The 14,567-nt window shown below is 38.9% G+C and carries 16 protein-coding genes and 1 pseudogene; 7 read left to right on the forward strand and 10 right to left on the reverse strand.

The window, feature by feature from the left end; translation table 11 throughout:
* Positions 1-12: 12 nt before the first annotated feature.
* Genes BABA_RS12690 through BABA_RS12700 form a run of 3 tightly spaced genes read right to left on the reverse strand, consistent with a single transcriptional unit; the run spans position 13 to position 3,008 of the window.
* A complete protein-coding gene (locus BABA_RS12690; protein ID WP_007085595.1) occupies positions 13-963 on the reverse strand; it encodes an ABC transporter permease in 951 nt (316 codons plus the stop codon).
* Between the two features lie 27 nt (positions 964-990).
* Positions 991-1,995, reverse strand: coding sequence for an ABC transporter ATP-binding protein (locus BABA_RS12695; protein ID WP_007085596.1), 1,005 nt, complete (start codon positions 1,993-1,995; stop codon positions 991-993).
* Entirely contained in the window at positions 1,992-3,008 is a 1,017-nt protein-coding gene (locus BABA_RS12700; protein ID WP_007085597.1) for an ABC transporter ATP-binding protein, read from the reverse strand. The genes BABA_RS12695 and BABA_RS12700 overlap by 4 nt, the downstream gene beginning before the upstream one ends.
* A gap of 243 nt (positions 3,009-3,251) precedes the next feature.
* Here BABA_RS12700 and BABA_RS12705 point away from each other — a divergent pair, with 243 nt between their 5' ends.
* Both BABA_RS12705 and BABA_RS12710 read left to right on the forward strand, forming a co-directional pair.
* A complete protein-coding gene (locus tag BABA_RS12705) occupies positions 3,252-3,992 on the forward strand; it encodes a response regulator transcription factor (protein ID WP_040346229.1) in 741 nt (246 codons plus the stop codon).
* 12 nt (positions 3,993-4,004) lie between these two features.
* Positions 4,005-5,774, forward strand: coding sequence for a sensor histidine kinase (locus BABA_RS12710; RefSeq protein WP_007085599.1), 1,770 nt, complete (start codon positions 4,005-4,007; stop codon positions 5,772-5,774).
* A gap of 102 nt (positions 5,775-5,876) precedes the next feature.
* Here the strand turns inward: BABA_RS12710 and BABA_RS12715 are convergent, their stop codons facing one another.
* The 5 genes from BABA_RS12715 to spxA form a co-directional block, all read right to left on the reverse strand.
* Positions 5,877-7,064, reverse strand: coding sequence for a M20 metallopeptidase family protein (locus BABA_RS12715; protein WP_007085600.1), 1,188 nt, complete (start codon positions 7,062-7,064; stop codon positions 5,877-5,879).
* Between the two features lie 14 nt (positions 7,065-7,078).
* Complete coding sequence (locus BABA_RS12720) at positions 7,079-8,266, reverse strand: amidohydrolase (RefSeq protein ID WP_007085601.1); 1,188 nt, start codon at positions 8,264-8,266, stop codon at positions 7,079-7,081.
* Between the two features lie 408 nt (positions 8,267-8,674).
* Positions 8,675-9,016: an IDEAL domain-containing protein gene (locus BABA_RS12725; RefSeq protein ID WP_007085602.1), complete on the reverse strand. Its 342-nt coding sequence runs from the start codon at positions 9,014-9,016 to the stop codon at positions 8,675-8,677.
* Between the two features lie 114 nt (positions 9,017-9,130).
* Positions 9,131-9,544, reverse strand: coding sequence for an RrF2 family transcriptional regulator (locus BABA_RS12730; RefSeq protein ID WP_007085603.1), 414 nt, complete (start codon positions 9,542-9,544; stop codon positions 9,131-9,133).
* A 59-nt stretch (positions 9,545-9,603) separates the two neighbouring features.
* A complete protein-coding gene (gene spxA / locus BABA_RS12735; RefSeq protein ID WP_007085604.1) occupies positions 9,604-9,999 on the reverse strand; it encodes a transcriptional regulator SpxA in 396 nt (131 codons plus the stop codon).
* 233 nt (positions 10,000-10,232) lie between these two features.
* Between spxA and BABA_RS12740 the strand changes: the two genes are divergently transcribed.
* Entirely contained in the window at positions 10,233-10,592 is a 360-nt protein-coding gene (locus BABA_RS12740; protein ID WP_007085605.1) for a Lin0512 family protein, read from the forward strand.
* A 151-nt stretch (positions 10,593-10,743) separates the two neighbouring features.
* Here BABA_RS12740 and BABA_RS12745 read toward each other — a convergent pair whose 3' ends face one another.
* Entirely contained in the window at positions 10,744-11,868 is a 1,125-nt protein-coding gene (locus tag BABA_RS12745) for an NAD(P)/FAD-dependent oxidoreductase (RefSeq protein ID WP_007085606.1), read from the reverse strand.
* Between the two features lie 57 nt (positions 11,869-11,925).
* Here BABA_RS12745 and BABA_RS28410 point away from each other — a divergent pair.
* Positions 11,926-12,066 (forward strand): annotated as a pseudogene (locus BABA_RS28410) (CAP domain-containing protein); the annotation flags it as partial.
* 186 nt (positions 12,067-12,252) lie between these two features.
* Here BABA_RS28410 and BABA_RS12755 read toward each other — a convergent pair.
* Positions 12,253-13,125: an SDR family oxidoreductase gene (locus tag BABA_RS12755; RefSeq protein WP_007085608.1), complete on the reverse strand. Its 873-nt coding sequence runs from the start codon at positions 13,123-13,125 to the stop codon at positions 12,253-12,255.
* Positions 13,126-13,336: 211 nt separating this feature from the next.
* Here BABA_RS12755 and BABA_RS12760 point away from each other — a divergent pair, with 211 nt between their 5' ends.
* The 3 genes from BABA_RS12760 to BABA_RS12770 all read left to right on the forward strand — a co-directional run.
* Positions 13,337-13,780: an Rrf2 family transcriptional regulator gene (locus tag BABA_RS12760; RefSeq protein ID WP_007085609.1), complete on the forward strand. Its 444-nt coding sequence runs from the start codon at positions 13,337-13,339 to the stop codon at positions 13,778-13,780.
* A gap of 110 nt (positions 13,781-13,890) precedes the next feature.
* Entirely contained in the window at positions 13,891-14,133 is a 243-nt protein-coding gene (locus BABA_RS12765; RefSeq protein WP_007085610.1) for a glutaredoxin family protein, read from the forward strand.
* A 150-nt stretch (positions 14,134-14,283) separates the two neighbouring features.
* Positions 14,284-14,567, forward strand: a 284-nt coding sequence (locus tag BABA_RS12770; RefSeq protein WP_007085611.1) for a Lin0512 family protein, incomplete at its 3' end; no start/stop codon positions are given.

Raw genomic sequence — 14,567 nt, forward strand, 5'->3', positions numbered from 1 at the left:
ATCCCTCCTTCCCTACTTATATTTAATTCGTGGATCAACAAATGAATAGAGAATATCCGTGAACAGGTTGGCAAATAAAACCATAAAAGCTGTTAAAAGATTAAGTGCCATCAAGGTTGGATAATCCCTTGACATGATTGATTGGATTGTAAGTTGTCCCATTCCCGGCCATTGAAAAACCTGTTCCGTGATGACCGCACCACCAAGTAAGAAAGGAATTTCTAGCCCTATAATCGTAATAATCGGAATGAGTGCATTTTTTAAGGCATGTTTATTGGTGATGACCATTTCCTTTAATCCTTTAGCCCTTGCTGTTCGTAAATAATCTTGACCTAGAACCTCAAGCAGACTAGCTCGCACATAGCGAACATATTGTCCGGCAATGCCCACCGCCAAGACGATAACTGGAAGGATTAGATGCTTTACTTTATCGAAGATGTCATCTTCACTTCCGAGAGTGGACATCCCTCCCGCAGGAAGAATTTGCAATTGCACTGCGAAGATATAAATAAGACCCAGGCCCAGGAAGAAATGTGGGATTGAAATTCCGAAAAAGGATGTACCTGTCGCAAAATAGTCGAGCTTACTGTATTGCTTTACTGCGCTAATAATCCCAATAGGAAGGGCAATGATTAATCCTACAATTAGGGCGAGAAACGTTAATTGAAAAGTGGGACCAATCCTTTCTACTATCATTTTTGAAACAGGTTCGTAGGTTGAAAATGAGTAGCCTAAATTCCCTTTAACAAGGTTACCCAGCCAGTGGAAAAACTGAACCCAAAGCGGATCATTCAAGCCTAATTGTTCTTTCCGTAAATTGAGCAGCTCCTGCGAAGTATTAGGGTCAACATACATATCAACTGGGTTTCCCGGTGCCATATTTATAATGATAAAGTTGACAATCGTTACCCCAAGCAGGACTGGAATGGCAATTAAAAGCCTGCGTATAATATAAGGAACCAATTTTGCACCCTCCTTCTAAAAACGTAACTAAATTTCCCTTAAAGCATCGTTAATGGCAAAGCATGCAACACTATGTTCCTTCCCATTTAGTACTGGACTCAGCTGGCGGCAAATGGCTGTAGCAATTGGACAGCGAGTATGAAAGCTGCACCCGCTTGGGGGATTGGCTGGGCTCGGAACATCGCCAGGAATAATGATTCTCTCTTTAGACCTTAGTTCAGGGTTTGGAATAGGATAAGAACTTAAAAGTGCCTTTGTATAAGGATGCTTGGGATTACGAAAGATTTCCTCCGTTTTCGCTACTTCAACGATTTTCCCTAAATACATGACGGCAATTCGATCACTGATATATTTCACCGCGCCTAATCCATGTGCAATAAATAAATAGGTTAAGTTGAATTCCTTTTGCAAATCCTTCAACAGGTTTAATATTTGGGCCTGAATGGATACATCCAAAGCGGAAACAGGTTCATCACAAATGATTAATTTGGGGTTAAGGGATAATGCTCTGGCAATTCCAATCCGCTGCCGCTGACCGCCTGAAAATTCATGTGGATAACGATTTTTATAGTTTTTGGGTAAGCCGACTAGTTCTAGCAGCTCGTCTACTCGTTTATGGAGATTCTCTTTTTCCACCACGTGATGAATTTTCATTGGTTCCTCAAGAAGATCCTTGATTCTTTTTCTTGGATTCAACGATGAATAAGGGTCTTGAAAAATAATCTGGAGATCCCTGCGAATCCCTTTCATTGTTCTACTTTTTGCCTTCGTGATTTCTTGTTCCTGGAAGTACACCTTTCCCTCTGAGGCATTTTCCAGCCTAACAAGTGTCTTCCCAATGGTTGATTTACCGCAGCCTGATTCTCCAACTAATCCGAGTGTTTCACCAGGACGAATAATAAAGTCCACTCCATCCACTGCTTTAACGTGACCAACCGTTCTTGATAGAATCCCTTTTTTAATAGGATAATAGGTTTTTAATTTTTCTACTCTTAATAAAGGAGTGGAATCTTTATCCATCGTGATGGTCATTTGACTAATTCCTCCTTTGGCTTTCCGCTGAACATACGGCTTTGATCATTTTCGGTTAACCAGCACCTTACTTTGTGCCCCTCCTGGATTTGCTTTAGTACCGGCTGTTCCTGTTGGCAGCGCTGAGTTGCATGTGGACACCTAGAATGAAACCTGCAGCCCTTCGGCATATGTTTCAGACTTGGGACCGACCCTGGAATAGAGACGAGCCGCTGTTCATTTTCATACTCTAGGTGAGGGATCGACGCCATTAACCCTTGTGTATAAGGATGCTTCGGTTCCTTAAAAAGCGTGTATACATCAGCTTCCTCCACTACCTGTCCGGCGTACATGACAATTACCCTATCAGCTGTCTCCGCAATAACGCCCAGATCATGAGTAATGAGTATGATGGCCGTTTCTGAATCCTTTTGCAAATTCTTCATCAATTGTAAGATTTGAGCCTGAATCGTCACATCCAGTGCCGTGGTTGGTTCATCCGCGATGAGAAGCTTTGGTTTACATGCCAAGGCAATGGCAATCATCACTCTCTGCCTCATTCCTCCTGAAAATGCATGAGGATATTCCTTCAACATTTCACCTGCCCTCGGAATCCCCACCTTTTTTAACATTTCAATTGCGTATTCCTTCGCATCCTTGGTATTCATTTTCAAATGAAGCTTGATCCCCTCTATCATTTGATTACCAATGCTAAAAACTGGGTTTAAGGAGGTCATAGGCTCCTGAAAAATCATTGAAATTTCGTTTCCTCTGATTTCTCTTAACCTTTGTGCTGTCACCTTTGTAAGATCTTCATCCCCGAAAAAAATATGGCCATTTTTAACTTTTCCATTTTTGCCGAGCAGACCCATAATAGACAAGGAGGTTACACTTTTGCCGCATCCCGATTCCCCTACAATGCCGATGGTTTCTCCCTGACCGACCGAGAAACTCACCTCTTCAACCGAAATCACTTCTTCCTTGTCTGATTCAAATGCAATTTTCACATGATCCACTTCTAGCAAAGGTCTCATTTCCTCACCTCTCTTCTAAAGCCTAAAGAAATAATATTATAAATATTCAGTCTCTTAAAAAGATATTGAATTAGCATTTCACTTGATTATCACTATTTAATCAAAGTATCGGCGTGAAAAAAAGGGACTTGAATTGACATTTCGTATCATTAATTGACAAGAGTAAGAATTGGTTCCTCTTGTTTACAGGTTGAAAGTATAGTATATTTTGAATATTAAAATATTAATGTTAGGGGTGTGCAGGTGTATAAATTGGTGATTGCTGATGATGAATATGAAATAAGACATGGATTAGTAACCTATTTCCCTTGGGAAGAGATTGGATTCGAAGTGATTGGACAAGCTTCTAATGGAAAAGAAGCACTAGAAGTGATTTCTGATGGGAATACAGATGTTTTACTATGTGATATACAGATGCCAATAATGACTGGTATTGAGGTTATCAAACAAATGCACCAGCAAAATTCATCTATTATGACTATTTTTCTAAGCGGTTACCAGGACTTCCAATATGCCCATTCAGCAATTAAATATGGGGTCAAAAATTTCCTTCTAAAACCTACTAAATTTTCCGATTTAACGGAAGCGTTTACACAAATAAAGAAAGAGCTTGATCAAAGAAATCCCAAGCTCCCCGGTATGGTATCAACTAGTGACATAACAAATCATAATGACCCGATTATTTATAAAATAAAAGAATATGTAAAATCCAATTTCAAAAGTGTCACCTTAGAAGAAGCCGCACAATTAGTGTTTATGAACCCGCATTATGTGAGCAAATATTTCAAACAAAAAACAGATGAAAATTTCTCGGATTTTGTATTCCAAATAAAGATGGAGGAAGCAGCAAAATTACTGAAAACAATGCAATACAAAGCCTATGAGGTCAGTGAAATGGTCGGTTATAGCAATGCTAAAAATTTCACTCGAGCATTCCGAAGATATTTCGGTGTAAGTCCGAAAGAATATCGACTCTTACATTAAGGACTAATTAACATGAATTCATTAAAACGTTCCTTTTATATTAAAAATTTAATCAAACTGCTTATTCCCATGCTCATCCCCATCTTAATTCTAGGATCACTTGCGATACCACTAATTCATTTTTATTTAAAGGAAAAAATAAATCAGGAAAACCTGAATTTACTAAATCAAATCCAAATGAACTTTGAAATGATTTTCGATGAATTGAATTCGATAAACTTCACGATTGCAGCCAGTGCGGTTGAATTTATTGATTTGCAAAACATGCTTGAAAAGAATTGGCTTGATCGTGAGGATTATATTAAGCTGGCGTCGTTAAAAAACGTGATTGATTCCCCAGCTCTTGCGCATCCATATATCGATTCCATCTATATTTACATAGAGAATGATAAAAGGCGTTTTTTAACCTCTACGTCAGGCGGTGCGGTGGACCTTTCTACTTTCGAAGACACCTCTTGGTATGAGGGTCTTTTTAAAGAAAAAACCAACGAAACAATTTGGACCAAGAAAAGAACAATTATTCGGAAGCCATTAAATTTTCCCTCTCAAACGATTGAAGTCATTTCGTTGTATCGATGTTTTACACTTGCAAATGGTAACCTAGGATACATAGTCTTAAATGTAAACACAGCTTATTTGAATGATTATTTAAATGGCTTATATAAAATGCCGGGACAAAATATTTTGGTAATAGATGAGGCAAACAAGATTCTTTTTGAAAACTATCCAGTTCATTTAACCGCGTCAGAAACAGGGAAAATGGTGACCAGCACAAAAGAAATTGACACGATGAAAATTCAGAGTGAACCGTCCATCGTCTTTAAGCTGGAATCTGAAAAATATAGTTGGTTGTTTTTTTCATCCATACCGAAAAGCGCTCTTTATAAACTCCCCTATCAATTGAGCGTGGTGATTTTCATTCTATTATTCTTATCTATTATTGTTGGGGGAATTTTAGCCTACTTTTCAACGAAAAGAAATTTTGCAGATATACGATCCATTGTTACAATCCTAAACAATGCGGAAAAGGGTGAGCCCCTCCCACATTTACCAACCGTTATAACAGACGTTCATAACTATATTATTCATAAGATCGTTTCAAACTTTATGGAGCAATCCTATATGAAAGTACGTCTATCGGAACGGAAATATAAAATGCAAGCACTGGAATTATCCATGCATCAATCCCAGTTAAATCCTCATTTTTTATTTAATACATTGGAGACTATTAATTGGAAGGTTTTTAGTCTTACGAAAAGACCAAATGAAATCAATGATATGATCGATAATTTGGCTAATATCCTTCGCTATTCCTTAGATGCGAAGGATGACTTAGTCGTTTTAAGGGATGAAATAAAACATACCAAAAGCTATGTAGATATTCAAAAAATTAGGCACAAAGATCAATTTACTTGTATTTGGGAATGCGATGAGGGTGTTGATAAATATTTTGTCGTCAAACTTTTTCTGCAACCGCTTATTGAAAATTCCCTTCAACATGGCATGGTTGGATTGGTAAGAAAACTTTCCATAAAAGTAAAAATCAAAAGCTCTCTTACAGACCTTTATGTTTCCGTTATCGACAATGGTGTGGGAATGGATACAGCAAAATTAAAGGATATCCGCTCCAAATTGAAGTCAAATTATACTTCTACTGATCATATTGGTCTTTATAATACAAACAAGCGTATACAATTAATCTATGGAGAAAATCAAGGAATAACATTTCGGAGTAAGCCTGGGTGGGGAACAATTGTAGCTGTGAAGATCCCGATTAATTAAGTTTTGAATAGGCAGGTACAGAAAATGAAATGAAGAGCCGGCGTTAAGCAGAGATATACTGCCCTCGCCGGCTCCTTTCCGTTTCATGAAAAATGAAGTGGTTTATTTTTCATTTAAAAATTTTAAGGCAGATCGTACGTAGTAATTAACCCCATGCACCAATGCCTCTTCTTTTACATCAAATTTAGGATGATGATGCGGGTAATTTTCCTCAGGATTTTCGCTTCCTGCTCCCAAGAAAGCAAAGCACCCTGGAGCTACCTCTGCAAACGCAGAGAAATCTTCACTTCCCATTAAGGCTTGCGACCGGATGAAATTACTTTCCCCAAAGGTTTCCACAATGGTTTGTTCAACCAGCGAGGTAATATTTTCTTCATTAATGGTCGGGCTGTATCCAAAGCCATAGTCCAGCTGATAGGTTGCATCGTGTGCCTCAGTTAGCCCTTTTGTTAACTTTTCAATCCAGATAGGAATTTGACTGCGAATTTCAGGGTCAAACATACGCACAGTTCCCCCAATAGTCACGCGATCTGGGATGATATTATTTGCTGTTCCACCATGGAACTGTGTAACAGAAATTACTGCACGCTGACTTGCATCCACTTTGCGGGAAATAAGCTGATTTATACCGTTCACTAGCTGGACACCGATGGCAATCGGGTCAACGGTTGCATTTGGTTCTGAACCGTGACCTCCCCTGCCCTGAATCACAATATCAAAATCATCACATGCTGCTGTCACATCACCATAACAAAGAGAAAATTTGCCCACCGGCCCTTGAGAACCAAGATGGAGACCAATCACACCATCGATTCCCTCTGCCGCACCTGCTTGGATCATTTCCTTCGCCCCGCCAGGGAACAATTCCTCAGCATGCTGAAAGAAAAACCTAATTTCCCCTTTTATATCATCTTTTAGTTGGGAAAGTACTTTTGCGGCGCCTAATAACATGGCAGTATGTCCATCGTGACCACAAGCATGCATCACTCCATTGTTTTTAGACGCAAATGGTAATCCTGTTTTCTCTTGAATTGGCAATGCATCCATATCGGCCCTTAAGCCCAGTACTTTCCCTGGCCCCTTGCCGACAAGACGTCCCATTACACTTGTTGGAGTTACCCTGGAAACCTCAATATTACTGAAGGATTGCAGTTTTTCAAACACGTATTTCGAGGTCTCAATCTCTTCAAAAGAAAGCTCTGGATTTGCGTGGAAATGCCTGCGCCACTGAACTACTTCTTCTTGAACGGCCTCAACCAATTTTTGAATATCTACGATTTTTTCAATCACAAACTTCCCCTCCTCTATTTTTCATCTAGAAATTTTAAGGCAGAACGCACGTAATAATTTACACCAAGAATCAAGGTTTCCTCTTTCACATCGAATTTAGGATGATGATGTGGGTAATTCTCTTCTGGTTTTTCACTGCCAGCACCAAGGAAAACAAAACATCCAGGGGCTTCTGCTGAAAACGCCGAGAAATCCTCCCCACCCATGATGGCCTGGGCAATTACGCGATTATTTTCACCAAAAGTTTCGACAATGGTTTGTTCTACCAATGAAGTGATTTTTTCTTCATTCACTACGGAGGAGTATCCAAGTTGATAGTCTAATTGATAAGAAGCATCATGTGCTTCGGTAAGTCCTTTAGTAATTTGCTCAATCCAAATTGGAATTTGACTGCGGATTTCGGGATCAAATGTCCGAACTGTCCCACCTAGTGTCACGCGGTCAGGAATAATGTTATTGGCTGTTCCTCCATGAAATTTGGTCACGGAAATTACAGCTCGTTTACTCGCATCTACTTTTCGCGAAATAATTTGATTAATTCCATTTACAATCTGTGTACCGATTGCAATTGGGTCTACCGTGGCATTTGGTGATGAGCCATGTCCTCCTTTTCCTTGGATTTCAATATCAAAGGCATCCGTTCCTGCTGTAACGGGCCCATTGCATACGAAAAATTTGCCTGCTGGAATTTGAGAGGCAAGATGGAGCCCAATGACGCCATCAATTCCTTCGGTAACTCCGGCTTTCACCATTTCGGATGCTCCACCAGGAAATTGTTCCTCTGCATGCTGGAAGAAAAATCTGATTTCCCCTTTTAATTCGTCTTTTAATTGAGAAAGTACTTTTGCGGCGCCTAATAGCATGGCAGTATGTCCATCATGACCACAAGCGTGCATAACATCCTTATTTTTTGAGGCAAATGGCAGCCCAGTTTCCTCTAGAATTGGAAGGGCATCCATATCCGCTCTTAACGCAATTACTTTACCCGGCTGTCTGCAGACAATCCGTCCCAATACACTGGTAGGAGTTACCCGTGAAACTTCAATATTACCAAAGGATTGCAGCTTATCAAAAACATAATTTGATGTTTCAAACTCTTGAAACGAAAGCTCAGGATTTTCATGAAAATGCCTGCGCCACTCAACTACTTCTTTTTCAACTGCTTCAACCAAATTTTGAACATCAACCAATTTCTCAATCATAAACATACCTCCTCGAAATACTTCTATTCAAGATAATTTTAGAGAATAAGTAAGGGTAAATACAACAGAATATTTAGAATAGTATAGAAGTAGCCAACAAAAGAGTATTTTCTTAAATTGAGAGACCCTTTTGGTGTTAATTTTGGTGTCTCCTTTGTAGTCAGGCACCGTTCGTGGACAGTTCCTTCTAATGAAACTTTCTGTTCCGCTAGTAAATGGTGGAGGTATGGGTCAATGAGGTATCAGCATCGATGAAAAATGAGGAAGCAAATTCTTATGTAAAAAGGTGCATTAATCCGTTTCTGGATTAATGCACCTTTTTGTTCAACTATTTGGACTACCCTTTCCAATAAACATTGGAAATTCCTTTTATCAACGTTCAAACCAACCGGAATTCATTGTGTAGTTTTAATGTACTCCATTAACAAGCTGCTTCATCGCGTTTAACTCCGAAGAAAGCGCTAAAAACCATTCCTTATCCCCTGTTGATAATGCCAGGTCCAGGAGAAATTCAATTTGTGCCTTGTTGGTTACATTAGAAACAGGCAACTTTTTAACCCGTTTACTTAAAATAGGTATGGTTTTGCCAATCGTTTGATTATTGTCACTTGTAACAACGGTTACCTTCACTACTCCTTCTAAAGTTTCCGGTGACAGTGATTCAATATAGCCAATAATTAATTCGCCCTTCGGTGATTCTGCCTTAATCCAATCACCCGTTTTTAAAATCGTATTATTATTGGGGAACATAGTTTTTTTCACCTTCTTAATTTTTTTGTTTTATCTTAGAATATGCCAGCTTTCATTCATCTGTAATTTTTATTATTACATTTTATTTAAAGAAGTCTGAAGTCATATATCCGGTTACTGCCGCTTATTAACAAGCTCAACAACTTCTTTGATTGTATAATCCTTTAAATATTCTCCCATATGCTCTTCCGCACCAAAGAAAATGCCACAAAGGACTCTTTGCATATTCGCCCCTACAATACACTTTTCATTTGATTCAGGACACTTGGGCTGCAAGGCACCTTCTGAGGTTATCTTATATATATCCCAAAGATTCACTTCACTTAGATCTAGCGCAAAAATAAATCCGCCGCCGGTTCCCTCTTTTGATTTAATAAATCTATGTTTTTTTAACAAACTTAGCACTTTTCGAATGCGTACCGGATGGACGCCAGCACTTTCTGAAATTGCATCGCTAGTTGACATGCGATCCGTCTGTAGTGCAAGAAAAGTTAAACTATGAATGGCAAGGGTAAAATCACTATTCATGTGCTTGCCTCCTAAGCAAGAAAACTTCTTACTTTTTTACTATTCCTAATTTTTTCATTTTAATTGGCCGCTTTTTGCAATTCGGTATACAAATAGTTTCGTATCCTACGGGGCAGAAAACTACGAATTTCATCCTCGTTGTATCCAACTTGTAATCTTTTTTCGTCTAGGATAATTGGCCGGCGCATCATTTTAGGATGCTCCATTATTAATTCATACAATTCATTAAGCGAAAGGGATTCAATATTTACGTTTAATTCTTGAAATGACTTCGAATTAGTGGAAATAATCTCGCTAGTCCCCTCTTCTGTCAAGCGAAGAATCGATTTAATCTCATCGACTGTAAGGGGATGCGATAATATGTTTCTTTCAATATAGTCAATTTGATGCTCTTCAAGCCAAGCTTTTGCTTTTCGGCATGAAGCACAACTCGGTGTCGTATACAAAGTCACCATACTTTTACACACTCCTTAGTGTATTTGGCAAGTATATTTAAATGTAATGAAAAGTTTTACAGTTACCATACTGTAAATTTAATCGTTACAGTTCATTTTGTCAATTGTAAAGTTTGGTCCAAAAAAATCATCTCATTCAATTTGAAAATGGAATGTGAATGAAATTTAACATAATGGTTTAAAAGCGGTAAAATATTGTAGTGAAAGAAAATGGAAAGGAAGATTAATCAATTATGGAAAAATTAATGTTTATTGAAACCGGGATGGGGATTGATGTGCATGGCCAAAATATTACAAAAGCAGCTGTACGGGCTGTAAAAAATGCCATTCACTATAATTCCATGCCTGGCATCCGTTCTGTACTCCCTGAAAACAGTTTAGATAATATGAAAGTGAATGTGAAACTTGCTGTTCCTTGTGATAAAGAAGACCTTAATATCGATGCTGTAAAAGAGGCTCTGCCATATGGTAGCGTTACAGTAGAAGTTATGGATGGAGGAATGATGACAACCAGCGGGATTGCTCTTGAGGATAAGGGAGATAAAAATGATATGATGTACATAGTCATCGCATCAGTTGAAGTTGGCTATTAATTTTGAGAACATAACAGGTAAATCAGTGTCTTCTACCCGCTGCACTTGGGGTTGTGACTAGGACTTTGTACTATAGTGGGAAATGAATTAGTTCAAAATGCAAAGGATATCTGTCCTTTGCATTTTTTATAACATATGGATAATGCTCAACTCAAGCATTAAACTTTACTATTCCGCCAACATCATAGCTGCTCCAATCAAGTTCTGTTGTTCTTCCGAGTGCCAGCTTTGCTAATTCCGCACCAAGATACGGGCCGCTTGTTAATCCCGAGGCTCCCAGCCCATTTGCTAAAAGTATTCCTTCAAATTGAGGTAACGCCCCTGCTACCGGGAGGAAATCTGGGGCGACAGGACGAAAGCCTACTCTTGTTTCAACAAGGGTGCCTTCTGCTAAGCCAGGCGCAGTTTCTAATCCTTTGCTTAAAATTTCATTTACTCCCCCAGCGGTTACACGAGTATCAAATCCTGCCCCGTTTTCATGTGTGGAGCCGATGACGACCCGGCCACCACCAAACGTGAGCAAATAATGGTTTCCTGGCGGCATGACAACCGGCCAAGAACTTGTTTCTGTTTCAGGCAATTCTAAATGAACAATTTGTGCCTTTTGTGGTTTGATTAAACATTCAACACCTAATGGCTGCAAGAGTTCATGAAACCATGCGCCTGCAGTTACAATCACCTGATTAGCAAATAAGTTATTTTCAGCAATTTGAATTCCCATAACTCGATTATTTTCACTTAGAATGAAGGCATTTCCTTTTAAAAAGGTAACTCCATGCTTAATGGAGGAACGAATCATTGCGTTTCGTAAAGCTCTTCCGTTTATACGTGCTCCACCGCTAATGTATACTGAACCATATTCCTCCGATAACGGCGGAAATAGTCTCTTTGTTTCTTCGGCTGATAAAATGGTAATTTCGCCAATTTCGGGTGCATTCTCACGTCGCTGCCGTGCCCGTTCAGCCATCTGTTCTAGTTTATTAGGGTCTTTATGAAGACAAATCGCACCAACCCGTTTATACCCTGTATCGATTTCTCCATCTGCTTCCAATTGGGCAATTAATTCAGGATAATAGCTGGCCCCGGATTTCGCCAACTGATACCACGCTTTATTGCGCCGCTGTGATAGCCATGGACAAACAATTCCTGCAGCAGCATCAGTTGCCTGTCCTACATCCTCTCGATCCACTAAAATAACGTTAGCACCTTGTTTGGCAAGATGGTAGGCCGTAGATGCACCAAGAATTCCCGCTCCGATAACAATTATTTTTTGCATGTCTAACACCTATTTTCATTGTTTTTCCATTTGATTTTTAGGTTGCTACCTTCATAATATAGTAAAACCAATGGACAATCACCTTTTGATCAAATGAAGGAAGATCATATCATCTTTTATCTGGCTGGGGAAAACCTTGCTTATGGTCAGTTAAGCAGCATTTTTGCCCATGAAGGATTGATGAACTCTCTTGGCCACCACCTAATGAAATTTTCCACTTTACCACCCATTTATGGTAAAATAATATTCCTTGGCAGGGGCATAAAAAAGAGAGTCGGGATTTTTTTGTCCAGACTCTCTTTTCTTCTTTTTTTTAAAAGTGCCAGGCACCATCTTTTAATTTACCAAAAAACAGGCAGCGTATCGCTGCCGGAATATTATATTTTATTTTGATTTAGAAATTTCGTTTACTATTTTGGTTAATGCCTCTTTGATTGGTGTAATTGGACGACCGAGTAGCTTTTCAAAATCATTACTTTCAACTGCTAGTGAACCATTTCGAATGCTTTCTTGAATTCCTACTACTATCGGGATGACAAAATCCGGTAAACCTAAACCTTTCATTATTTCGGCATAAGTCTCGTCAGTGACTTGTTGGACAGGTATTTCTTTACCCAATATAGCACCAAGAGTAGATACTAATTCTTCTTGCGTTAAAAGAGGAGCAGAAAGTTCATATACCCTGTTTTCGTGCCCTTTTCCTATAAGTACTGCTGCAGCTGCATCAGCATAATCTTGTTGTAGCGCCCACCCTACTCTACCTGATCCAGCTGAAGTCACCCATGGAGCACCTGCTAATGCACCTTGAATGCTGCCAATTTCGTTTTCCAAATACCAATTGTTACGCAAGATTGTATATGGAATTCCTGTTTTAATGATTGCTGCTTCTGTAGCAACATGAGGCGGCGCCATTAAATTCGTACTTTCCGTTGCATTTGCTAAACTTGTATAAGCAATGAATTTAACCCCTGCCCTTTCAGCTGCTGCGACTGCATTTGTATGCTGACGAATTCTTGTTTCATTGTCACCATCCGCAGAAATAATCAATATACGATCAATCCCCGCAAAAGCAGTATCTAATGTTTCCGGAAGGTCAAAATCTCCTTGGCGAACTTCTATTCCACGAGCTCGTAATCCTTCTGCTTTCTCTGGATTGCGTACGCTGACAGCCAATTGATTCGCTGGTACTGTTTTTAACAGGGTCTCCACTACTTTTGTTCCCAATTTTCCTGTTGCACCCGTTACTAATAGTTTCATTTAATATTCCTCCAATAGTTTTTTTGTAAAGCTACGCAACCTGTAATCATTTTAATTACTTGTAATAATTTTAATAACATCTTATTCGTTTGTCAACTTGTGATTTAACCTTTATATATTTTGTTAGTATTTTTGGTATAATACACTTGTAATCGAATTAATTACATTCTAAAAACAAAATGATATTTAAATATTGGGAAGGTGTGTTAAGATGTCGATAAGCAGCCGTTTTGCGGTAGGAGTTCATATATTAACACTTCTTGAGGTTAATAAAGGCGGGGTAAACTCATCGGAGTTTATAGCGGGAAGTGTAAATACAAATCCAGCCCTGATCAGAAAAATAATGGGGATGTTAAAAAATGCAGGATTAGTAAATGTACGACCAGGTATTGCTGGGGCTAATTTAGCTAAGGATTTATCAGATATTACATTGTTTGATGTTTATAAGGCGGTAGATGTTGTTCAGGAGAAGGAATTGTTTAGTATTCACGAGAAACCCAATCCAGACTGCCCTGTTGGGAGAAATATCCAAAATACAATTGGGCCACTGTTTTCCACTGCCCAGACAGCATTGGAGAAAGCACTTGGAAATGTAACCATTGAGGATGTAGTAAAAGATATTACTGAAAAGGAAAAATTGAATAATAAAATGTAAAGATAATTAGCAAATATATATACTGTGGAATATTAATTACAAGTATATAATCGTATACCTGGAAACAGGATTCATTGTACAATATCTTTAAATGAAGTGGAGGTAATAAAATGAAAAAAGTAATTATTTATACTCAAGAGACATGTCCGCCTTGTCATGCGGAAAAACTTTGGTTTAACGAAAACGGGATTGAGTACGAGGAAAGAGATATACGTAAAAACGATCAATATCTGCAAGAACTTATTGAACTAGGTGCTGCTGCTACGCCAGCAACCATTATCCAAGCCGAAAATAGTGAAGAAGTTATCCTTGGATTTGATCAAGCGAAATTAGCCCAAGTCCTTGGTGTATAATGTATATTCGGTGTCTGACCCCCACTGCGGTAACGCTTTAGTACAGTGGGGGTCAGGCATTTATTCGTTGGGTAAATGAAAGTTAACAAAGTGTCTTAAAAGCGGTAAAATATTGTGGTGAAAGAAAATGGAAAGGAAGATTAATCAAATATGGATAAATTAATGTTTATTGAAACCGGGATGGGGATTGATGTGCACGGCCAAAATATTACAAAAGCAGCTGTTCGCGCTGTAAAAAATGCTATTCACTATAATTCCATGCCCGGCATCCGTTCTGTACTCCCTGAAAACAGTTTAGATAATATGAAAGTGAATGTGAAACTAGCCGTTCCTTGTGAGAAAGAGATCCTTGATATCCAAGCTGTTAAAGAGGCTCTTCCATATGGAAGTGTTACGGTGGAGGTCATGGATGGTGGAATGATGACAACCAGCGG

The organism is Neobacillus bataviensis LMG 21833 (assembly GCF_000307875.1).
Classification (GTDB): domain Bacteria; phylum Bacillota; class Bacilli; order Bacillales; family Cytobacillaceae; genus Neobacillus; species Neobacillus bataviensis.